Origin of the sequence: Mucilaginibacter sp. AK015 (assembly GCF_014200785.1) — a bacterium.
Classification (GTDB): Bacteria; Bacteroidota; Bacteroidia; order Sphingobacteriales; family Sphingobacteriaceae; genus Mucilaginibacter.
This window is the reverse complement of the sequence record NZ_JACHCV010000001.1, coordinates 1,708,275-1,729,295: the sequence shown is the minus strand read 5'-3', so window position 1 is coordinate 1,729,295 and position 21,021 is coordinate 1,708,275. Positions and strand designations below refer to the sequence as shown.

Annotated in this window: 19 protein-coding genes; 9 read left to right on the top strand and 10 right to left on the bottom strand. The window is 45.2% G+C overall.

Going from position 1 to position 21,021, the window contains the following annotated elements; translation table 11 throughout:
- The first annotated feature begins 14 nt into the window (after positions 1-14).
- Positions 15-611: a hypothetical protein gene (locus tag HDC91_RS07605; protein ID WP_183550088.1), complete on the top strand. Its 597-nt coding sequence runs from the start codon at positions 15-17 to the stop codon at positions 609-611.
- On the opposite strand, the gene HDC91_RS07600 is transcribed toward HDC91_RS07605, so the two are convergent.
- From HDC91_RS07600 to kaiC, 4 genes are read right to left on the bottom strand one after another with little or no spacing between them, the layout of a single operon-like run.
- Positions 580-2,229 (bottom strand): ATP-binding protein, encoded by a 1,650-nt coding sequence (locus tag HDC91_RS07600; RefSeq protein ID WP_183550086.1) that lies wholly within the window; start codon positions 2,227-2,229, stop codon positions 580-582. The genes HDC91_RS07605 and HDC91_RS07600 overlap by 32 nt on opposite strands.
- A gap of 1 nt (position 2,230) precedes the next feature.
- Positions 2,231-2,551, bottom strand: coding sequence for a circadian clock KaiB family protein (locus HDC91_RS07595; RefSeq protein ID WP_162431445.1), 321 nt, complete (start codon positions 2,549-2,551; stop codon positions 2,231-2,233).
- Positions 2,552-2,568: 17 nt separating this feature from the next.
- Positions 2,569-2,859, bottom strand: coding sequence for a circadian clock KaiB family protein (locus HDC91_RS07590; protein ID WP_183550083.1), 291 nt, complete (start codon positions 2,857-2,859; stop codon positions 2,569-2,571).
- Positions 2,859-4,601, bottom strand: coding sequence for a circadian clock protein KaiC (gene kaiC, locus HDC91_RS07585; protein WP_183550080.1), 1,743 nt, complete (start codon positions 4,599-4,601; stop codon positions 2,859-2,861). The genes HDC91_RS07590 and kaiC overlap by 1 nt, the downstream gene beginning before the upstream one ends.
- Positions 4,602-4,960: 359 nt before the next feature.
- Here kaiC and HDC91_RS07580 point away from each other — a divergent pair, with 359 nt between their 5' ends.
- Both HDC91_RS07580 and HDC91_RS07575 read left to right on the top strand, forming a co-directional pair.
- Positions 4,961-7,576 carry a PAS domain-containing protein gene (locus HDC91_RS07580; protein ID WP_183550077.1) on the top strand — a complete coding sequence of 872 codons (2,616 nt, stop codon included), beginning with the start codon at positions 4,961-4,963 and terminating at the stop codon, positions 7,574-7,576.
- Between the two features lie 62 nt (positions 7,577-7,638).
- Complete coding sequence (locus HDC91_RS07575) at positions 7,639-8,004, top strand: response regulator transcription factor (RefSeq protein WP_183550074.1); 366 nt, start codon at positions 7,639-7,641, stop codon at positions 8,002-8,004.
- A gap of 75 nt (positions 8,005-8,079) precedes the next feature.
- Here HDC91_RS07575 and HDC91_RS07570 read toward each other — a convergent pair whose 3' ends face one another.
- Positions 8,080-8,526, bottom strand: coding sequence for a DUF983 domain-containing protein (locus HDC91_RS07570; RefSeq protein WP_183550071.1), 447 nt, complete (start codon positions 8,524-8,526; stop codon positions 8,080-8,082).
- On the bottom strand, positions 8,523-9,401 hold the full coding sequence (locus HDC91_RS07565) for a helix-turn-helix transcriptional regulator (RefSeq protein ID WP_255476670.1): 879 nt from the start codon (positions 9,399-9,401) through the stop codon (positions 8,523-8,525). The genes HDC91_RS07570 and HDC91_RS07565 overlap by 4 nt, the downstream gene beginning before the upstream one ends.
- A 226-nt stretch (positions 9,402-9,627) precedes the next feature.
- On the opposite strand from HDC91_RS07565, the gene HDC91_RS07560 reads away from it, so the two are divergent.
- On the top strand, positions 9,628-10,260 hold the full coding sequence (locus HDC91_RS07560; protein WP_183550068.1) for an HAD family hydrolase: 633 nt from the start codon (positions 9,628-9,630) through the stop codon (positions 10,258-10,260).
- A 68-nt stretch (positions 10,261-10,328) separates the two neighbouring features.
- On the opposite strand, the gene HDC91_RS07555 is transcribed toward HDC91_RS07560, so the two are convergent.
- From HDC91_RS07555 to HDC91_RS07545, 3 genes are all read right to left on the bottom strand, one after another.
- Complete coding sequence (locus tag HDC91_RS07555; RefSeq protein ID WP_183550065.1) at positions 10,329-10,649, bottom strand: hypothetical protein; 321 nt, start codon at positions 10,647-10,649, stop codon at positions 10,329-10,331.
- A 1-nt stretch (position 10,650) separates the two neighbouring features.
- The gene (locus HDC91_RS07550) at positions 10,651-11,127 is read right to left on the bottom strand and encodes a PA2169 family four-helix-bundle protein (protein ID WP_162431453.1); all 477 of its coding nucleotides are present in this window, start codon (positions 11,125-11,127) and stop codon (positions 10,651-10,653) included.
- Positions 11,128-11,315: 188 nt separating this feature from the next.
- Complete coding sequence (locus tag HDC91_RS07545; RefSeq protein ID WP_183550062.1) at positions 11,316-12,092, bottom strand: DNA-formamidopyrimidine glycosylase family protein; 777 nt, start codon at positions 12,090-12,092, stop codon at positions 11,316-11,318.
- A gap of 125 nt (positions 12,093-12,217) precedes the next feature.
- Between HDC91_RS07545 and HDC91_RS07540 the strand changes: the two genes are divergently transcribed.
- The 3 genes from HDC91_RS07540 to HDC91_RS07530 all read left to right on the top strand — a co-directional run bounded on the left by HDC91_RS07540 (position 12,218) and on the right by HDC91_RS07530 (position 14,336).
- Positions 12,218-13,276 (top strand): type III polyketide synthase, encoded by a 1,059-nt coding sequence (locus HDC91_RS07540; protein WP_183550059.1) that lies wholly within the window; start codon positions 12,218-12,220, stop codon positions 13,274-13,276.
- Positions 13,277-13,280: 4 nt separating this feature from the next.
- Positions 13,281-13,772: an isoprenylcysteine carboxyl methyltransferase family protein gene (locus tag HDC91_RS07535; protein WP_183550054.1), complete on the top strand. Its 492-nt coding sequence runs from the start codon at positions 13,281-13,283 to the stop codon at positions 13,770-13,772.
- A gap of 126 nt (positions 13,773-13,898) precedes the next feature.
- Positions 13,899-14,336, top strand: coding sequence for a lipocalin-like domain-containing protein (locus HDC91_RS07530; RefSeq protein WP_183550051.1), 438 nt, complete (start codon positions 13,899-13,901; stop codon positions 14,334-14,336).
- Positions 14,337-14,407: 71 nt separating this feature from the next.
- Here the strand turns inward: HDC91_RS07530 and HDC91_RS07525 are convergent, their stop codons facing one another.
- A complete protein-coding gene (locus HDC91_RS07525; RefSeq protein WP_183550049.1) occupies positions 14,408-17,428 on the bottom strand; it encodes a DUF2723 domain-containing protein in 3,021 nt (1,006 codons plus the stop codon).
- Positions 17,429-17,663: 235 nt separating this feature from the next.
- On the opposite strand from HDC91_RS07525, the gene HDC91_RS07520 reads away from it, so the two are divergent.
- Together HDC91_RS07520 and HDC91_RS07515 are read left to right on the top strand one after the other, a co-directional pair.
- Entirely contained in the window at positions 17,664-19,316 is a 1,653-nt protein-coding gene (locus HDC91_RS07520) for a gliding motility protein RemB (RefSeq protein WP_183550046.1), read from the top strand.
- Between the two features lie 259 nt (positions 19,317-19,575).
- Positions 19,576-20,826, top strand: coding sequence for a DUF2130 domain-containing protein (locus HDC91_RS07515; protein ID WP_183550043.1), 1,251 nt, complete (start codon positions 19,576-19,578; stop codon positions 20,824-20,826).
- Positions 20,827-21,021 lie beyond the last annotated feature (195 nt).

The window sequence follows — 21,021 nt, the reverse complement described above, 5'->3', positions numbered from 1 at the left end:
AAGCTACATTAATCATGATGGAAAAGAAAATTTTTACTTTATCGCTGGTTGTCGCACCACTGCTTTATACAGCATCGGGCTTTTTTTGGCTTAGTAACGGCAGGTATAATGTTGCCGGCGCTACACTTATTGTTATGGGCAGCGTTTTCTGGGTTTTTGTATTCAACGGTTTTTTTTCCGGGCTGAAAGCACACGCGCCACGGTACAGCGCTATAGGGCGGTGTGTGGCAATTTATGGGTGCGCCTGCGGTGGGGTGGCCTTTGGCCTTCAGGATGCCTTGGCTGATATATTTCATATTTCGCACAGTGCCATGCTTAACGGGCTGGCGTCGCACCCGGTATTTGCAAATTTGATCTTTTGGATAGGCGGGCCGCTTTTCCCGTTAAGTGTATTTGCGGTGGGCATTATGCTGGCGCGAACCAAAATGATACCGTTGTGGGCGGGTATAGTTCTTTCGGCGGCGGGTGTATTGTTTCCGGTATCGCGGATTTTACGAATAGAGGCAATAGCCCACGCCGTTGATTTGTTAATGCTGGTGCCGATGGGTTATGTGGCCTTTCGCGGTGTAAAAAGTACAACTAAACCAGCGGAAGCTCAAAATAGAAGGTAGAACCCTGGCCGGTTTCGCTATCTACACCTATAGTGCCGTTATGATTGCTGATGATCTCCTGCGAAATGTACAGCCCCATGCCTAAACCGCTGGTCATGTTCTTTCTGTCTTCTACACGGTAAAAGCGCTCAAAAATGCGGGTTTGCTGGGGCTGCGATAGCCCGATACCGTGGTCGGTAACAGATACGCGTGCTTTATTGTTATTCTTTTTAACCGTTATCAGCACGTTTTTATCGTTTTGCGAATACTTTACCGCGTTGTTGATCAGGTTCATCAACACCTGTTCAAGGCGTTCATTATTTCCTTTTACAATAAGATCACCCTCTATCTGCTTCTCAAATATATACGATGAATAAACATGTTCGGCATTTTCAACGCATTGGTTTACCAGCTCGGTTATATTTACATCATTCAGGGAATACTCTAACCTGCCGGCCTTTATCTTGCTCACATCAAGCAAGTCGTTTATCAGGCTTTGCAATTTGTTTATGGATACCCCTGCTTTGTTAATGTATTGGGTAATAATTGGCGGCAGTTGTTCCTTTTTATAGCCGGCAATAAGCTGCAGGTAACCTTTTAAACTGGTTAAAGGGGTTTTCAGTTCGTGGCTGGCAATACCAATAAATTCATCTTTACGGTCCATCTCGCGTTTCTGGTCTTCAATATCGGTTGCCGTACCAACCCAAAAAATAATTTCACCTTTATCGTTTTTAAGCGGCTGGGCGCGGTTAAGGTGCCAGCGGTAAACGCCATCGTGGCGTTTGTAGCGATTCTCCACCTCAAACATTTCGCCCGTAGCCAGCGAGTGGGTATATTTTTCGATGGTCATTTTCAGGTCGTCCGGATGTATCAGTTCTTTCCAGCCCAAACCCCCTGTTGTCTCGAAATCTTTTCCTGTGTAATCGTACCAGCGCTGGTTGTAAGAGTTTACATTGCCATCGGGCAGGTTTGTCCAGGTCATTTGCACAATGTTGTTGGTGAGCAGCTTAAAGTGCTCACGGCTTATTACCAGGTCGTGGGTACGCTCTTTTACCGTAGCCTCTAAAGTATTGTTCAGCTTTTCGGCGTTGGCGCGCGATTCTTCCAGCTGCTCGTTACGCAGTTGCAGCTGTTTTTCTGTTTCCTTTAGCAGGCTTAGGTCGGTTACAATTATACTTAAAGCCGTACCGCCATCAAGGTCGATGGTATTGCACGAGAACATGCAATGCATATCCTTACCGCCGCCATCTTTTAATATAATTTCTAACCGGCACTCTTCGTTCCAGCTGCTTTGTATCAGTTCTTCCAGCGCAGTTTTAGATTGATCGGGCACGAAGGAAGCCAGGGGGGCGCCTATAGCTTTTTCCAGAGGCGTATCAGCCATTAAGGCAAAGCGGGTGTTGCAATACAAAATTATGCCTTCGCTGTTTATGGTGACCGCCCCTTCGCTCATTTTTTCAATAAAAACGCGATAGGTTTGGTCGGCAGTTTTTAACGTATATAACTGGTGGCCCTCAGTATCCTTTACTACCAGGGCATCAACCTGGCCGGTACGTATAGCATTTATGGTTTCCTGCGCTTCTTCCAGTTGAAAGCGCAGTTCCCGAATTTCTTCTGAATGTTGATCCTGCTGCTCCATATTAACTGTTATGTGCTATTCCAAGCCCTCTTAGCACCCTTTGCGTATCGCTCATATCGCCTATCATCCGGCGTTCGGGGTAGGGTGCTTTCTTTATCATTAAAGGTACGGCTATCACATCGTCGCCCTCGGCAAGCTGGGGCTGCTGGTGTATATCAATAATTTCCAGCTGATAGTTGCCGGCCAGGTGTTCTTCGCAGATAGCTTTGATGTTTTCAACCGCGCGGATAGAGTTGGGGGACGCCCCCGTTATAAACAAACGTAATATAAAAACCCCGGCGTCTGTATCAGACATGCCTGCAACCTCGTTCTGATCGGCCATAACTATGTTTATTACAATTAAGCCGGGCGAATGTTTAAACCAACCAAAACCTTTTCTTCGTTTGACAGATCGCCTATAATTTTACGGATAGGCTCCGGCACCTTTCTAACCAGGGTGGGGATAGCCAGTATCTGGTCTCCTTCTGCCAGCTGAGGTTTCTCTAAAAGATCAATTACTTCAATGCGGTACTGGCCTTTCAGATGTTCTTCGCAATATTTTTTAAGGTTGCTTAACGCGGTAACCGATTTTGGTGTTTTACCCGCTACATACAACCTAAGCTCCCATTTTTTTTCAACGTGTTTTACCATTACTTTTTACGGCTTGTTTTTGATTCGGCAACCGTTTCGCCTTTTCTTAGCCTCACCACTTCCTCACGGTTTTTGTTTAGTATTTCTTTTTTAAGTTCTTCTTCCAGGTAAACCTTGTTCAACTCCTCTTCAACTGATTCGAACTCGGTATGCAGGCTGGCTATTTTGGCTTCAAGCACCTTACGTCTCCGTAGTATCTCCCTGTCCTTACGGCCTATAGCACTGCTGTGAAGTGCCTCGCCTGCCTTTTCAAGCAGCATTTGCTGCTCGCGGGCCGACCCGGTTAACACTCCTTCGGGGCCTAAATACACCTCAACAAGTTTTAGCCCGTTATTGGTAATTATAAATTCGCGCACCTGGTTTGAGTGTTTCATCCCGCGCGATTTCATGACATACAGCCCCCGGTTGCGTTCGCCGTTAAATTCAATGTCACGTACCAGTATCCAGGCATCAACCAATGATGATACGCCTTCATCGGTTTGCTCGTTTACAATGGTGTTTAATGATAGTGCGGTAAACATTACCGAAATACCCTCCTCCTGTAAAAAGTCTATCATCCGCACCAGCATGTTCTTTACTTCGATTACCGATCCGATGTTGATGAAGTTGGTTATCGGGTCGATGATGACCACTTTTGGCTGGTATTTTTTAATGCATTTATGCATAGCCACCAGGTGCATTTCAAGCCCGTATAAATTCGGCCTCGAAGCGTTAAAGTGCAGATATCCATTATCTACATGTTTTTGCAGATCCATACCGATCGACCTCATGTTCCGGATGATCTGGCTTGGCGATTCTTCCATGGCAAAATACACGCACGTTTCTTTACGCCTGCAGGTTTCGTTAGCAAATGATGCAGCTAAGCTTGTTTTCCCGGTGCCTGCCGTACCCGATACCAGCACGCTGCCCCCGCGGTACAAACCTTTGCCGCCCAGCATCTCATCCAATGCAGGTATCCCGGTCGACAATCTTTCCGTAGAGACCTTATTGGCCATTTTTAGCGATGTAACCGGCAGCACCGAGATGCCGTCCTCATCAATCAGGAAGGGGTACTCGTTTGTGCCATGCACGGTACCTCGGTATTTTATAACGCGCAGTCGGCGGGTAGATATCTGGTTTACCACGCGGTTATCAAGCAGGATAACACAATCAGACACGTATTCTTCCAGCCCCTGCCGCGTTAATGATCCTTCGCCACGCTCGCCGGTAATTATTGCCGTTACTCCCTTTTCTTTCAGCCAGCCGAACAAGCGGCGCAGTTCCATACGCAGCACAGTTTGGTTGTTTAACCCCGAAAATAAATTCTCGAGTGTATCAAGCACCACTCTTTTGGCGCCGATGCTATCGATAGCATAGCCTAAACGAATAAACAAACCTTCCAGGTCGTATTCGCCTGTTTCCTCAATTTCACTGCGATCAATATGTACGTGATCTATTTTTATTTTTTTATCGGCCTGCAACTTGTTAAGATCAAAGCCCAGCGAGGCTACGTTCATGGCTAATTCTTCTGATTGTTCCTCAAACGCCACAAACACGCCCGGCTCATTGTACATAACAGCCCCGCGAACGATAAACTCTATCGACATTAGTGTTTTGCCCGATCCTGCTTCGCCGCATATTAAAGTTGGCCTGCCCAAAGGCAATCCTCCTTCGGTAATTTCGTCAAGGCCGGTAATACCCGTTAAGGCCTTGGGTAATGTGCTATATTTTATAGGCTCTTTATTTTTTTTTGACTTACTCATGTAATTCAGTAGTTTTCATAAAAGTATAAATTATACTGTAGCAAGCAACTCATTTGCTTAAAACCAGCCTTATTTATTCAAATAAGTTGTAAATTTTCTATCTCAAAATTATCTGCTTAACTACCTGAATTTATAATTGTTTGAATTATAACATTTTATTTGCAGGAATCCGTTCAAGAATAACCCTTAAATAAAATCTTTAACAATCATTTAATTTATTTAGAGATAAGGTAAACCATAGTTTGGCTTTTGCAGCCCGTTTTATTAACCAAAAAAATTAATGCTACATTTACATTCTGCTTACAGTTTATTAGCCGGTACTTTGTTTCTGAATATTTATACATTTATTTCTGCCATAAATGGAAAGTTACAGCTACCCTGTGCAAAACGAAAATCTGTTTAAGACTATCATAGATCAGTCGCCCTCGCCTGTGGGCTTATACGTTGGGCGCGATATTGTAATAACCTTAGCTAACGATGCCATATTAAAGGTTTGGGACAGGGACCGGTCGGTTGTTGGTAAAACCTTCCGCCAGGCCTTGCCCGAACTGGAAAGCCAGCAGTTTTGCGATATACTTGACGAGGTTTTTGCAACCGGTATAGCTTACCAGGCCTATGCCGAAAAGGTTGACCTTATTGTGAGCGGCGCACTGCAAACCTTTTATTTTAATTTTACCTATAAGCCGCTTAAGGATGATAAAGGCGAAGTGTGGGGGATACTAAACACAGCCGAGAATGTAACCGAGCTGGTGCTTACCCGCCAGAAACTGGCCGAAGCCGAAGAGCGCTCGAGGTTCGCCCTCGACTCGGCTGAGATGGGGGCGTGGGATATGGACCCGGTGAGCGAAACCGTAACCTGGGACGACCGCTGTAACACTTTGTACGGCTTTGCTAAAGGCGAGGGTGCCAGGTATAGCGACGTATTGGCACACATACATCCTCACGATCTTTCAAAAGTGGAAGAAAAGATTAGGGAAGCGCTGAACCCTGATGGCTCGGGTATCTACGATGCAACTTTCAGAATAATTGACCCGACTAACAAACAGGTGCGCTGGCTGCGCAGCAAAGGCAAGGCACATTTTAATAGCTCGGGTAGCTGCATACGGTTTGCCGGCACTACGCTGGATATATCTAACGAGATAAAGGATAAGGAGGAGCAGCGCAAGCTGATGACCCTGATAGATAATACATCAGATTTTATAAGCCTGTCTGAAGTTGACGGGAGCGTTAAATACGTTAATGCTGTTGGCCGCAAAATGGTTGGACTTGATGATGAAGACGTTTTGCCGCATAATTCTCAGTTTATTATGCCCGAAGAAATTGATAAACTGAAAAATGAGGTAAATAAAGCGCTGGAAGAGCAGGGTAAGTGGAGCGGCGAATGTTTATATCGCCATTTTAAAACCGGCGAAGCTATACCGGTGTATGGTACCACCATGTATATTTATGACCCTAACGGAAAGCCGCAGGGCAGGGCTACTATAGCCCGCGACCTGCGTTCAGAAATTGTAGGCAAACAGGCGCTTATCAATAGCGAGCACCTTCTGAAAAATATTACCAGCGCCGCCCCCGCCGCCCTGTGGATGGCCGACGATAAGGGCATGATCATTTATGCCAACGAAACCTGGACAACGTGGACGGGCCAATCAAACGAGCAGTTTTTAGGTAAGGGATGGCTGGAATTTATTTTGCCTGAGGACAGGCACCGGGTGGCCGAGAAGTTTTTGGAAGACCTGAAAACACAACAGCCATATAAAGTTGATTTTAGGATACGCCGTAAAGATGGTGAGATACGCTGGTGCATTGCTACCGGCAACCCTCAATATAACCACTCAGGTAAATTTATGGGATACATTGGCGCTTGTACAGATGTAACCGAAAAAACCATTGCCGATATAGAGCTGCAACTAAAGAACGGCGAACTGAACGACCAGATAAAGCAGTTTGAATTTGTTACCGATTTTATGCCCGTACAGTTGTGGACGGCAAACACCGCCGGCGAACTGGATTACGTAAACCAACAAACCGTTGATTATTTTGGCTTGCCAATGGCAGACGTTATTGGCGAAAGGTGGCTTAGCCATGTACACGATGACGACCGGGATGGATATATAAGCGCGTGGATGCAGGCCATAAAAGCCGGTAGCCTTTACCAGTACGAATTTAGGCTGCGCGATAAAAACGGTAATTATAAATGGCACCTGGTAAGGGCATTACCCTTTATATTGGATGGAGAGATAGTAAGGTGGTTTGGTACCAACACCGATATTGACGAACAAAAGCAGATGCAGCGCCAAAAGGACGATTTTTTGGGTATTGCCAGCCACGAGTTAAAAACGCCCGTAACCAGCATTAAGGCCTATGCGCAGGTATTGGGCGCCATGCTAAGCCGCGAGGGAGAGGAAAAAAAGGCTGCCATGGTTATGAAAATGGATGCGCAGCTAAACCGGCTTACCAATTTAATAGGCGATTTGCTTGATGTAACCAAAATAAACTCGGGCCGGATATTGTTCAACAGGGCATGGTTTGATTTTAACCAGGCCGTGCAGGAAACCCTTCAGGATATCCAGAATACTACGCACAAACATTTACTGGTGATGGATTTTAAAGAAACCGGCAAGCTTTATTCTGATAAAGAGCGCATTGGGCAGGTGGTAACCAACCTGGTAACCAATGCCATCAAATACTCACCCCAAAGCAACCGCATCATCATCAGTACCAGCCGTAGTGATGACATGGTAACAGTTTGCGTAGAAGACTTTGGTATTGGTATCCCCGAGGATAAGAAGGAAAAGGTATTTGAACAATTTTACCGGGTAAGCGGCAGTAAGCAGCATACTTTTCCCGGTTTGGGGCTTGGGTTATATATCTCGAACGAGATAATACGCCGCGAAGGCGGAAAAATGTGGGTAAACAGCACAGAAGGAAAAGGGTCTACTTTTTGCTTTTCGTTACCCGTTAACAAAGGCGCGTAATTTGAACCAGCCGGTTAATACCTGGTTAAACCTGCCTTATGTTTTCAACTCTAATATCATAAATGAGCCAGATGCAAAAAAAAATAATGATAGCCGATGATGACCCCGGAATAGTGGATGCCGTAGAAATGCTGCTTCAGTTTGAAGGCTATGCTGTAACCACCACATTCGACGGCTCTACCGTGCTTGATATGCAGGACGAACTGCCTGATTTACTGCTGCTTGATATATGGATGAGCGGCGAAGACGGACGCGATATTTGCCGGCAGTTAAAGGCTGCTGCCGCCACCCGTAATATCCCTGTTATCATGGTGTCAGCCAGCCGCGATATCCAGGAATCGGCATTAGCTGCCGGCGCCGATGATTTTTTGGCTAAGCCTTTCGAAATGAACGAGCTGTTAGAAAAGATAGAACGGTTAACGCATTAAGGGTATTAATAAAGAATTTCACTCCCCGCGATGCCTTCTTTGCGAAGAGAAGGGATTAATAGCAAATTACCGAAATTATTTCTTTTTAATGTCAGGCTGCTCAACCTTATTTCTGTCTTCCGCCCTCCAGGGTTCGTAATGTAAGCCTGGTGTAAGCCAGTATAACAAAGCCACCCGCGAATACCGGTAGTTAAAAGGTGATAAAACGAATATCACACCCAGTAACACGGCCACATAAAGCCACGGCGAGTTTGACCCTGTCAGGATGTGCAGGCCCACCGCGAAGGTTACCATCTCTGCAACGTTAAAGGCATAACTTATAAACATAGCCACATACCAGTATCCCGGTTCACGCTCGTAATGAAGCCCGCAGTGCGCGCATCGCTCGTGCATTTTTTGCGAGCCAAAGTTGTAGGTAGGCGTGCTGTAAATATCGCCCCTGCGGCAGCGCGGGCATTTAGCTTTTATATAAGCTTCTAAAACAGGTACGTAGCTGGCGGGTTTTATGTTTGTAGGTGTCATTGGGCAATAGGGTTTTTCCGGAAATCCTCGGGGGTTAGGCCGGTATATTTTTTAAAAAACTTGGTGAAGTACGAGTTATCGGCAAAATTAAGCTTGGCGGCAATTTCTGTGATGTTAAGGTCAAGGTTTATCAGCAGGCGTTTTGCTTCTAATATTACGCGGTTGCGTATAACCTCGCCTGCGGGGATACCCAGCATATCATTACACAACGCGTTTAAATGATTAGGCGTAATGTACAGCAGGGCCGCGTAATCTTTTGGCAGGCGCAGGGTAGCAAAGTTTTTATCGGTAAGCTTTTTGAAACTTTGCAGCAAAGTATAATTATAGTTTGGCGTGGTATTTTGGCTGCTGTATACGCCGTGCCTTGCCACTAAAATAAATAATTGCAACATTAGCGCGCGTATCATATCCATGGCCATATGGCCCGGGCCATGGCTCTCTGCTATCAACTGTTCAAACAGGGCGGTAACCTGCAGTTGTTTATCTGCGCTTATATTTATTACTTCGTCATCAACATTGCCGGTAAAAAACGGCAGGCTTTCCAGGTAATCTGGCCGCAGCAGGAACGACTGGAAAAATTCCGCCGAAAAATTGATGATATAACCATCTACCGGGCCTTCAAAACTCCACCGGTGTACCTGCCCCGGCGACATAAAATAGATCTGGTGAGGCTCAACAGGGAAATATTTAAAGTCTATAGAATGTTTGCCGCTGCCTTTTGTAAAAAAAACTACGTGGTAAAACGTGTGCTTGTGGGGAAGGCTAAGGTTTTGATGTTTTTGCAGATACGGGGCAAAACGGCTGATGAGCAGATCGCTGTGCTGATGATCAGCCAGGGAACAAATATCATAAACCGGGAATGCTTTTTTCATCATCACAAAGATAGTTAACTATTACCTGTAGTAATGGTGTAAAATGGTGTTGTTATGGTATTTTTTACCGATTTGTGATTTTGACGTTTGCTGCGTTGTAAAGTGTTAAAGACGCGATACTTCGCGTTTCATTCCATGCAATACTTCGCATCTCATTTTCATAATATGGGTGTCAACAGCATTATATATAAATCACCTGATTTTGAAATTAACTTATTAATTTCACCCCATGCAAAAACCTGACAGTCTTATTTTTGATATGGACGGTACCCTTTGGGATGCCGTTGACACTTACGCCCATTCATGGAATGTTGTTTTCGCGGAGCAGGGTATCAATAAAACAATTACGCGCGATGTTTTAGCCGGCATGGTGGGCTGGGAAGGGAAAAAGGTTATTGAGGTTTTAATGCCTGATCTGGAGCATGACAGAAGAATTGAAATATACGATATGGTGAACGGCCAACGCCATAACCTGATCAGCGAAAAGGGCGGCATATTGTACGATGGTGTGAAAGATGGCCTTAAACTGCTGGCCGAAAAGTACCCGCTTTTTATACTTAGCAACTGCGCCAAAGGCATTATCAGGCAGTTTATTGACTGGGCGGGGATAGACGACCTGATAAAGGACGAGATGGCACATGGCGTAAACTTTATGCCTAAAAACCATAACATCAAACTATTGATGGATAAGCACGGGCTTAACAGCCCTGTTTACGTTGGTGATACCGCCGGCGATGGCGAGCAAAGCCGCCTGGCGGGCATACCCTTTGTATTTGTAAGTTACGGCTTTGGCCAAACAGACGATTACGACCTTAAGTTCAACGATTTTACCTCGCTGGTAAATCATTTTGTGAACTTATAAAGCCCCCCTGTAGCCATTGCCACGGTGCAGCGAATTGACGGGGTGGTTGCAATGATTTTGGCCCGTGTTTAAAACAGTGTATCTGCCTTTCCGGAGTTAGGCGTAAGTATTTTGCTTAAGTTGTATTGTCTGTCGGGGGCGTCGTTACCCTTTATAAGCCCTTTAGTGAACAAACCCTCCAGTACCTCGCGGGTTTGCTGCAGGTGTGTAGCCGTATCTGTTTGCGGCTCCAAATCGTTGAGCTTAGCGGCTACCTCAGGCGCTGTGGCGTATTCCAGCTGCGCCAGGGCATATATCACATTGTCCTGCATAGAAGCCCCTGCATCATACTTATGGGGCACATGCAGAGGCTTGTAGTCTTTTAAGAAATCCTGGTCGGGGCTATCCATGTTATGCTACGTTTTTGCTTGAATCGCGCAGTGCTTTAATGGCATCGTGCGCTATTTTTAAACCGTTTATATGATTATTCAGCAGGCTTACAACCTGTTCGTCCTCCCATATCAGTTCCTTATCATCAAGGGCTTTTCTGTAAGCGCTTTTGGCTACGTCTTCACCGTATTCGCAGTCAGACAGTACCGAAACGTTATCCTTTTTGGTGAAAGCCGATTTTACGTCCATCCAGGCATGATAAAACTTCCCCGAAAGGGTAGTGCCGTCGGTCGGCGAGCCGCCCAGCAAGTGGATGTAATCGTTCAACTCATTTACATATCCTTTGCTCTGGTCAATGTACCCTTCAAACACTGTTTTTAAAGCGGTGTCTTGTGTGCCTTCAACAGCTTTTTGATAACCCGTTATCCGGTCGTTATTTATCTTTATCAGATCGTTCAATGCCGATATCTGGTGTTGTATGTGTTGTAATGTTCCCATGTTGATAGCTTTTCTTTGCTAAACATGGCGTTGGAGTTAAATGTTTTGAGTTTATAGAAAATATATTAATCAAATAAAACCTGTCACGTCCTTGGCACCGATTGGGTGGCATTGTCGATAGAAAGGCAGGCGGTAAGCGTGTCGCAGATTACCCACATCGCCACGCTCGCCGCAATAACGCGTTTTTATTATTTATACAATTCCTGCTCTTCCGTATAATACGTTTTACGCGATTTTTCGTCTATCAGTATCGGCGCGCCTTTGGGGCTATGTTTCTTTTTTGAATTATGTATCAGCATAAAATCGCGCACTTCGCCGGCTATGATATCAGGGTTTGCCTTGATGATCTCTTTTTCGGCGTTTTTTAAAACGGAATGGATGGAGCTGACCAGGTCCTTCACTTTCCCTTCCGGGATCTTATTACAAACCGAAAACGGCGATATACCGGCATCCCACAATATCTCGTCGGCATAAGCATTGCCAATGCCTCGAATGATCTTTTGATCGAGCAATACGGTTTTGATGTTAGTTTTCTTTTTGCCCAGGATGCCCGTTAAGTACTCTAAACCTGCACCGGGCGATAAGGCGTCGGGCGCGTCTTTGGCATCGGGGTTAAGGGTAGGGGTGGCAATCCCCTGAAAATCCGTAAGCACCAGGCCGGTATCGTCCGTAAATAGCAGTTCCATTATGGGATATTTATTATCGTGTTTGCCCTCAAATAAAAAAAGTTTGCCGTGCAGCATCAGGTGCAGGCCCAGCACATCCCCTTTGCTGAATTTAAAGAACAGTTCTTTCCCGTCGCGATAAACCGAAGAGAGTTTCTGCCCATGCAGGGTGTCTTGTAATTCCTTATGGGTAACGTTTAGCTTTGGAGCCTTATGTATGGTTACCTGTTTAAGGGTTTTACCGCTTAGCTTTTTATCAAGGTTATGACTAAAAACCTGCAGATCGGGTAGTTCGGGCATGTTGTTGTTTTTTAAATCACTAAATTAAGCTTAGGTATAAATAAAACAATAGCCCCGGTTAAAAGTTGTCAACCAAAGTCCCTTTTATAACGTATCTGTTATAGGGCTTTATTAAATTAATACAAATGCCACATATAGCAGCAATTTCTAAGATAGATCTACCGGACAAGGTTGACCAGCAGCAGGTAAAAAAGCAGGCACGCGAAATTTTCCTGGCCAATTTTCCACAAGCCGACAGGCTCATTCAGGCTTTTGACAATACCGGCATTGTTACCCGCAACTTCGCGAAGCCGATAAGCTACTATGCAGAAAATACCACTTTTAAGCAGCGGAATGATGATTATATACAACTTTCGCTGCAATATTCGGTAAAGGCCATTGAAACGGTTATTACAAAGGCTGGCATTAGTAAAGCACAAATTACCGATATCATATTTATATCCACTACCGGCCTGGCCACCCCAAGTATGGATGCGCTGATTATCGACCGGATGCAACTTGATCCGCATATAAACCGCACGCCGGTTTGGGGCTTGGGCTGCGCAGGCGGGGTGTCGGGCATGGCAAAGGCGAATATAGCGGCAAAGGCAAACCGCGATGCGGTGGTGCTGCTGGTTGCCGTGGAACTTTGCTCGCTTACGCTCATAAAAAACGATTATAGTAAAAGCAATTTCATAGGGTCGAGCTTGTTCTCTGACGGGATAGCGGCATGCCTTATAAAAGGCGATAATCATGAATATGTTGCACCTAAAGTGGAGATAAAAGCGGCCAGCAGTAAACTATACTACAATTCGCTTGATGTAATGGGCTGGGATTTTGGCGAAGAGGGTTTCAAGGTGGTTTTTTCTAAGGATATCCCCACTTTTATTCACCAGAACATCAGGCATGATATTGATGATTTTTTAGCAAAGCAAGGCCTGCAGCTTAGCGATATCAAAAACTTTATTTTTCATCCCGGCGGCAAAAAGGTGCTGGACGCATATGCCGACGCTTTAGGAGTTGAAGGCGACTTTTTGAAAAACACCCGCGAGGTAATGAACAACAACGGTAACATGAGCAGCGTAACAGTGCTTTATGTGCTGGAAAGGTTTATGACCGATGGTTTTACCGATGGTTACGGGCTGATGCTGGCTATGGGGCCGGGCTTTAGCAGCGAAATGGTTTTACTTGATATGAAAAACTGATCACATGATATTCACGGTATTTATTCTGTTCCTGATATTTCAGCGCCTTGCCGAACTTTATGTATCCTCGCGCAACGAAAAATGGCTGCTTAAAAACGGTGCCGTGCAATACGGACAGGAGCATTACCCTTTTATTGTAGCATTGCATACCCTTTTCATTATATCGGTAATCGCCGAATATATGTGGCGTGACAACGCTATGGTTAGTTACCCGCTTATCGTGCTGTTTTTTGTACTGATCGTTATCAAGGTGATCGTCATATCTACCCTCGGGCATTACTGGAATACTAAAATTTATAAGGTACCCGGCACCCGCCCGGTTGCTACCGGCATTTATAAATACATAAAGCACCCCAACTATATTATAGTTATCTGCGAGATAGCAATAATACCACTTGCATTTGGGCTGTATTATACCGCAATAACATTCACTATCCTGAACGCTATAATGCTTTACGTGCGTATTAAAAAAGAAAATGAGGTTTTGGCGATGTAATCCACGTGATTGACCAGTTGGCCTTGGTTATAATTTAAATTAACTATGAGGAAATAAATTTAAAAATATTCGGTATAATTGTAACAAACGCGGTTAATAATTATCCAAACCAACAAACTAAAAATAATGAAATTAAAATTAATTACAGCAGTGGCAGCAACGGTGGTGCTATCTGCTTTTACTATTGTATCAACGTCTGAAAAGGATTTGGTTGGTTCATGGAAGATCGACGACTCGAGTATAGAGGGCACGGTTAACAAGGTTATCAAAAAAGCTGTTGAAGCCAACCCCGACGCGGAAGACCAGATCAATGCTCAAAAGGATGCTATTGCCGGCATGGTGAAAGCAGTAAGGCTGAACATTAACGCAGATCATACTTATGAGTCGGTTTCACCGCAGGGTACAAAGCCGGGCAAATGGGCTTTGACTGATAATGGCAAAACACTTGAATTTACAAAACAGGACGGCAGCATCCGTAAAGACGCGATAATCGAATCGTCGGCAACCCGCCTTAAAATGGTTAACGGCGATCTGGCCGATACGTTAGTTTACGTTCACCCGTAATTTAAAATTTTCCAAAAAAAAAGCGCCCTGCCGGTATTTACCGGCAGGGCGCTTTTGCTTTACAAAGCATGTTAAGGTTGTCCCATTATCGGCGCAAACTTGGTAGCGTAATCCTTTACCTGTGCCTGCAACTTGTTGCTGAGCGCGGTTTCTTTAGCCGTTTCCGAATATTCGGACATGCCGTTTAATACCTGCATGCCGATTTGTACATCGCGGGTGTTTACGCTGTTGGCGTCGTCTTTTAACAGGTGATAATTGTAATCAAGCTGATCAACCAAAAACTTATCAATACTGGTTATGAACTTATTGCCAAGTTTATGATCGCCTAACTCGTAAGCTATTTTTGCCAAAAACATTTTGCGGGCGGTAACATCTATATAAGGGTAAAGGTCTTCAGGCAATTCGTCATCGCATTTGTGCAGTACTTTAAGCGCCATATCCGGGTGGCCTTCCTTTACCAGGTTTTCGGCCAAGTCTAAAAAGGTGGTCAGCAACACCGGGTAAAACATATTGGTCGATTCGTGATCAAGATATTTTGCTGTTTTAAACTTGCCGTATTTAAACTTGTTCATCATGTTATCGTACATCACCAGGCTGTTGGTTTTGCTAAGCTGGTCGTGGTTGGCGGTATCGGCCTTTAGGGGCAGCAAGCGATAGGTGAACCCTTCCTTATACAGGTATGGCTGCAGGCCAATAAGGTTGCTGTTGCCAATAGTTGTGGTAAAACATATCGGCCTTTTCCAGTTGGTATGTGCCAAAATATCAAGCAAGGCCAAATTATCCTTAGTAACATAATTTGATGTGTATTTCCACTCGATAGTGCCGGCCAGCTGATCTTTTTGCGCCGGCGTTATTACCTTGTTTTTCATCACATCATCAGGCTTAACGGTGATCTTAAAGTTTTTGGTAGGCAGGTAGTTGATCATTTCGCCGCCCTGGCTCTGCGCCATTACGCTTTTATCATCTGATGTCAGAAAATCAAACACATCCTTTAGTTCAACAGGCCCTGCAATTTTGGCGTCGTTGTAATAAATAACATCGCGTACGCCATCTTTATATTTATCATACGGCATGGTTATCGGCAGCGGTTCCGACTGGTTCATTTTCTTTTGCATCTGGCGTATATACCAATCGCCGCTAAACAAACTCAGGTTAACAATTCGTACGTCAGGGCGTATGCCTTCCACTTCCTGGTCGTACCATAACGAGTAGGTGTCATTATCGCCATATGTAAACAAAATAGCGTTTGGCGGGCAGGATATCAGGTAGTTATAGGCCATATCGTGCGCTGTCATTTTGGTAGAACGGTCGTGCCCCGGCCACTCCTTAACGGCCATGAGTACGGGAGCTGCCAGCAAACAAATACCGGTAGCGATATAAGCCGATGCACGGACGTTAACCTTACGGCTGATACCATCGGCAATGGCAATAACCGCCATGCCTATCCAAATGGCAAAGGCGTAGAATGAGCCCACGTACGAGTAATCGCGCTCACGCGGTTGTACCGAAGGCTGGTTTACGTAAAGCACAACCGCAAGGCCGGTAAAAAACCACAGCAACCCGATAATAAGCGCGTCTTTCTTTTTACGCTCTACCTGGTAAACCAGGCCTATCATGCCCAATATAAATGGCAGGGCGTACAAGGGTGTGTAAGTAGGGCTATTTACTACCGACTTAGGCAAATGCCTGCCGCCATCAAAGATACCGCTTGTCCAGTTACCGTCAATGCTTTCCGTGCTTTGCTGGCCATCCTGATCATTATACCGCCCTACAAAGTTCCATAAAAAGTACCGGAAATACATTTGGTACACCTGCCAGCTGGCCATCCATTTAATATTGTCAATAAAATTCGGCGCCTGCCCTTCGGGCAATTGCAGCCAGCCGCGATAAAATTGTACGTCACCGGCGTCGGTGCTATACATGCGCGGCAATATGGTGGTATGGTCGTACTGGTAATTGGCCCGTTTACCCGCAACTTCATATTTATCCTTCCCTTTGCGGTATATAGTGCTGCCATCGGTTTGCCCGGTTATCTGCGCGTCGAAATACGGTCCGGTAAGCAGCGGGTTTTCGCCGTATTGGATGCGGTTAAGATAGCCATACAAGGTAAACGCGTTATCAGGGTGGGAGTTATTAAGGTTGGTATTGGCCGTTGCCCTGATGGGTATATAAGCAAACGAACCATACCCGAAATAAATGAAAGCTATACACAAGAACGCCAGGTTTAGTGTTGGCTTATTTTTACGGATGCTGTAAACAATACCCGCCACAATACATCCTATCAGTAATACAAAAAAGAACAACGCCCCGCTGCCGAAACCCAGGCCCAGGCTGTTTACAAAAAACAGATCGAAAAACGCGGCGAATTTGATAGTATAACCCCGTATGCCGTATTGCACAAAACCAAGTATGGCAATACTTACCAGGAAGGCCAAAAACGCGTTGCGTACCGTAATATTTTTGTATCTGCGAAAATAATATACCAGCGCAATTGCAGGGATGGTAAGCAGGTTTAACAAGTGTATGCCGATGGAAAGCCCCATTACGTAGGCTATAAAAATCAGCCATTTATCAGCGCCCGGTTCGTCGGCGTGGGCATCCCATTTTAGTATTGCCCAGAAAACAATAGATATGCACAGCTGCGATAACGCAAAAACGATGGTTTCGACAGCCGAGAACCAAAATGTATCGGTAAATGTAAAGGCCAGCGCGCCAACCAGGCCGGCGCCCATAATAACGGTGGTTTGTGCATCGCCAAAGTTGCGTTTGCCGCTGGCCAGCAGCTTTTTGGCCATAGCGGTTATGGTCCAGAATAAAAACATTACCGCTGCCCCGCTTGCAATAGCCGAGCCCATGTTGGTAAAGTAGGGCACTTTGGTGTTATCGCCCAGTGATAGCAGCGAGAAAACTTTGCCAAGCATGGCAAACATAGGGTAGCCGGGCTGGTGCGATACCTGCAGCCTGTATGCGCACGAAATAAATTCTCCGCAATCCCAAAAACTTACTGATGGCTCTAACGTTAAGATGTAGGTTGCTGAAGCTATAACAAAGCAAAGCCAGCCAAAAAGGTTATTTATTTTATTGTATTGCATCCTTAAATGGTATAATTAAGCGCGGCAAATATCAGTATTTTTTGCAGCTTGATAATGCTATAACCAACCGGCATATATAAATTTAACAGAAATTAACTGTTCAGGGGGGTATTGTTTCATTAGTTCAATGGTTCATTGGTGTAAATTGAAGCTATTTAAAGTTTAGAAATTTAGGATTTAACATAGGATTTTTAACGTTTTAGAATTTAAATAAATAACAGTTATTTTGTTGTGTATGCAAAAAAACTATACAAGGCTGGCAGGTAAAATAGTTTTACTACTGTGCGTTATCGCTTTATCAGTAACGGTAGGTAAAGCGCAATCTGTTTATTTGCCGCAATCGTATCAGTTATATCAAAAGTTTAATGCCGATATATACTCAAAGGGCAGCCGTATGCACACCGCATTACGCCCGTTTTTAATAGACAGCACGCTGAATGAAAGGTACGGGCAACTGTTGGATCGCGGTGTTGATACCACCCGAAAAAATTGGTTTTCGCGTAAGTTGTTTAACGAGCACTTGATAGATGTTAAAACCAACGAATACACCTTTTACGGTGATATACTTTTAGAGAGCACTTTTGGTAAAGACTTTAACGACGAATCTACCGAGCCAATCAATTTTAAACCTGTAGGGTTTGGCCCCAACTCCCGGATCGGTTTAAATACGCGCGGGTTTCAGTTTGGCGGCACAGTAGGTACAAAATTTTCGTTCTACACCAGCGGCTACGAAAACCAGGCCTCGTTCCCGGATTATTATACGGATTATGTAAAGCTTACCGGCTTTGTTCCCGGGCAGGCTTATGACCGTGCCCCATCAAAAAGCTACCGCGATTATTCGTACGCTACCGCCATATTATCTTACACACCTATAAAGCAGCTTAATATTACTTTAGGGCAGGATAAAACCTTTATTGGCGATGGTTACCGCTCTATCCTGCTATCAGATTATAGCGCCCCCATGCCATTGTTACGTTTAACCGCCAACGTTGGCAACATACAGTACATGATGATGTGGACCTACATGCAGGATATCAATGTGCCTCAGTTTGACAGCTTTGGTGGTAACCGCCGTAAATGGGGCCTGTTTCACTACCTCGACTGGAATGTAAGTAACAGCCTGTCGTTCGGGTTCTTCAATGCTTATACAGTGCCCGAGGCTGATGACCAGGGCAACCGCCGAGGGTTCGACGTTAACTTTATAAACCCCGTTATCTTCGCGAGCGGCCTGGGGCCATCATCGCAGCCGGGCAATGCTTTGGTAGGGTTTACCGGCAAGTATAAGATATTTGACAAAACCGCTTTATATGGCCAGTTGCTGATAGATCGTTTTAAAGCCAGCAGCTTTTTCAAAAATAACACCACCGACAATACCAACGGTGTGCAGCTGGGTATACGCGGCGCGGATATTTTTGGCGTAAAAGACCTTAACTACCTGGTAGAATACAATGCGGTTAAACCTTACACCGGTTTCAGCAACCAGGTTATCAGTTCCTATTCTTACTACAGCCAGCCGCTTGGAGATCCCTTCGGAGCCAATTTCAGGGAAGTTACAGGCATCATGAACTACTCGATAGGCCGGTTTGATATCCAGGGGCAATTGCTGTACGCCAAATATGGCACCGACGGGCTGAACGAAAATAACGGCAGGGATATCATGAAACCTTTCCCGGCGACACCGGCTAATACCACCATAGGGCAGGGCATAACCAGTAATTTATATTATGCAGAAGGCACGGTATCGTTCCTGATCAACCCGAAATACAACATGCGTTTAGAGCTTGGCGGCATATATCGTCAGGAAAAAAGCGATCTTGCCAATAAAAAGGCTGCGGTAATTACTTTTGGTCTGCGCAGCAGCTTCAGGAATTTATACCACGATTTTTAAATAAGTTTTCAAATGTAGCGACGCAATACTTCGCGTCTTTGTTCTCCAAAGCAGTTTCATAATTTATATCACGATTTTGAAGTTCCCGCCCAGATAAATTCCCTCCCCTGGGAGGGGTGCGGTTGACAGTTTAGTGGCAGGAAGGGGTTTAGCCGCTTTTGTTAAACCCCTCCCTACACCCTCCCGTTGGGAGGGAATCGCACAAACCCTCGCTCATTTCTTTTCCAAAACCCCTATCTTTGATGCTCTATTTTAAATTATGGCTACAGAAGTTAAGTGCCCAAGCTGCGGACATGGTTTCCCTATTGAGGAAGTTATGGCCGAGGAATATAAGCAACAGCTAAGGCTGAAAATGCAGGATTATACCCGGCAAAAAGAGGAAGAATTTCAAAAGAAGGAGGCGGAATTTTTCGCGCGCGAAAAAAAGCAGCAGGACGCTTTTGAACAGCGCCTTGCCGGCGAAAAGAAGGCCCTGCAGTTAACGCTTGAAGAGAACCTGCGCAAATCCATCGCCTCGGATTTCGAGAACCAGTTGCTGATGCTCCAAAACTCGGTTAACGCAAGTGCCGAAAAATTAAAGGAATCGCGCCAGAAAGAGCTTGAATTTTTACAGCGCGAGCAGTCCCTTAAACAAAAGGAAGAAGAAATGGAGATTGCCCTGCAGCGCAAACTGCAGGAGCAGCGCGCCGAATTGAGCGAGCAGATACGTAAACAGGAAAACGAAAAGCACAACATAAAAGATACCGAATACCAATTGAAGCTTAAGGAGTTGGAAAAGCAGTTGGAGGATCAGAAAAAGCTTGCCGACGAGATGAAGCGTAAAGCCGAGCAGGGGTCGATGCAATTGCAGGGCGAGGTGCAGGAACTGATACTGGAAGAACAGCTGCGCAGCTATTTCCCGTTTGATGTGATCGCCGAGGTAGGCAAGGGTGTGCGGGGGGCCGATTGTGTTCAGATAGTGCGTAACCAGTTTGGGCAGGAGTGCGGCCGTATCATTTACGAAAGCAAGCGCACCACGGCCTTTGGCGGCGATTGGATAGATAAACTGAAAAAGGACATGCGTGCCCAGGGCATTGATGTTGCCGTTATTGTAACCCAATGTTACCCTAAAGGCATGGATTGCTTTGGCGAAAAGGACGGTGTATGGATATGCAGCTTTGACGAGGTGAAGGCGGTATCTTATATACTGCGCGATGGGGTGATCAAGCTGGCCAATATGGCAAAGGCGCAGGATAACAAAGGCGATAAAATGCACCTGCTGTATGATTACCTTACCAGCAGCGAGTTCTCGGAACAATGGAAAGCCATCCGCGAAGGCTACATGAGCATGCGCCTGTCTATACAGAAAGAACGGGATGCCATGGAAAAGCTTTGGAAGGCGCGCGAGAAGCAGCTGGAAAAAGTGTTGCTGAACGCTGCCCATATCAAAGGATCGATAGAAGGCATTGCAGGCAGCGATGTGATACAGCTGAGTTTAGATGATGAGGATGAGCCATTGCTGTTAGAATGAGCGTTTAACGCGTATGTAAAGTATTAATTTTCATTAAAAACGGGGATTTTTCGACTTGTCTAAAAATTAAATATCTGACTATCAGGTGTTCACGTATGTTCACGATGTTCACGTGCGCCGAACGTGAACACTTTTTGGGCATTAACCAATTGTACCCGTTGCCCACTTTCGTCAAAAAACTATTACTTTTACCGT

Bases quoted from the DNA above. Each gene is read 5' to 3' on its own strand.
- HDC91_RS07605 (WP_183550088.1), top strand. From the start codon at position 15: ATGATGGAAAAGAAAATTTTTACTTTATCGCTGGTTGTCGCACCACTG.
- HDC91_RS07520 (WP_183550046.1), top strand. From the start codon at position 17,664: ATGCAAAAAAACTATACAAGGCTGGCAGGTAAAATAGTTTTACTACTG.
- HDC91_RS07540 (WP_183550059.1), top strand. From the start codon at position 12,218: ATGCCACATATAGCAGCAATTTCTAAGATAGATCTACCGGACAAGGTT.
- HDC91_RS07530 (WP_183550051.1), top strand. From the start codon at position 13,899: ATGAAATTAAAATTAATTACAGCAGTGGCAGCAACGGTGGTGCTATCT.
- HDC91_RS07565 (WP_255476670.1), bottom strand. From the start codon at position 9,401: ATGATGAAAAAAGCATTCCCGGTTTATGATATTTGTTCCCTGGCTGAT.
- HDC91_RS07515 (WP_183550043.1), top strand. From the start codon at position 19,576: ATGGCTACAGAAGTTAAGTGCCCAAGCTGCGGACATGGTTTCCCTATT.
- HDC91_RS07555 (WP_183550065.1), bottom strand. From the start codon at position 10,649: ATGGATAGCCCCGACCAGGATTTCTTAAAAGACTACAAGCCTCTGCAT.
- HDC91_RS07595 (WP_162431445.1), bottom strand. From the start codon at position 2,551: ATGGCCGATCAGAACGAGGTTGCAGGCATGTCTGATACAGACGCCGGG.
- HDC91_RS07560 (WP_183550068.1), top strand. From the start codon at position 9,628: ATGCAAAAACCTGACAGTCTTATTTTTGATATGGACGGTACCCTTTGG.
- HDC91_RS07550 (WP_162431453.1), bottom strand. From the start codon at position 11,127: ATGGGAACATTACAACACATACAACACCAGATATCGGCATTGAACGAT.
- HDC91_RS07545 (WP_183550062.1), bottom strand. From the start codon at position 12,092: ATGCCCGAACTACCCGATCTGCAGGTTTTTAGTCATAACCTTGATAAA.
- kaiC (WP_183550080.1), bottom strand. From the start codon at position 4,601: ATGAGTAAGTCAAAAAAAAATAAAGAGCCTATAAAATATAGCACATTA.
- HDC91_RS07590 (WP_183550083.1), bottom strand. From the start codon at position 2,859: ATGGTAAAACACGTTGAAAAAAAATGGGAGCTTAGGTTGTATGTAGCG.
- HDC91_RS07570 (WP_183550071.1), bottom strand. From the start codon at position 8,526: ATGACACCTACAAACATAAAACCCGCCAGCTACGTACCTGTTTTAGAA.
- HDC91_RS07525 (WP_183550049.1), bottom strand. From the start codon at position 17,428: ATGCAATACAATAAAATAAATAACCTTTTTGGCTGGCTTTGCTTTGTT.
- HDC91_RS07600 (WP_183550086.1), bottom strand. From the start codon at position 2,229: ATGGAGCAGCAGGATCAACATTCAGAAGAAATTCGGGAACTGCGCTTT.
- HDC91_RS07575 (WP_183550074.1), top strand. From the start codon at position 7,639: ATGAGCCAGATGCAAAAAAAAATAATGATAGCCGATGATGACCCCGGA.
- HDC91_RS07535 (WP_183550054.1), top strand. From the start codon at position 13,281: ATGATATTCACGGTATTTATTCTGTTCCTGATATTTCAGCGCCTTGCC.
- HDC91_RS07580 (WP_183550077.1), top strand. From the start codon at position 4,961: ATGGAAAGTTACAGCTACCCTGTGCAAAACGAAAATCTGTTTAAGACT.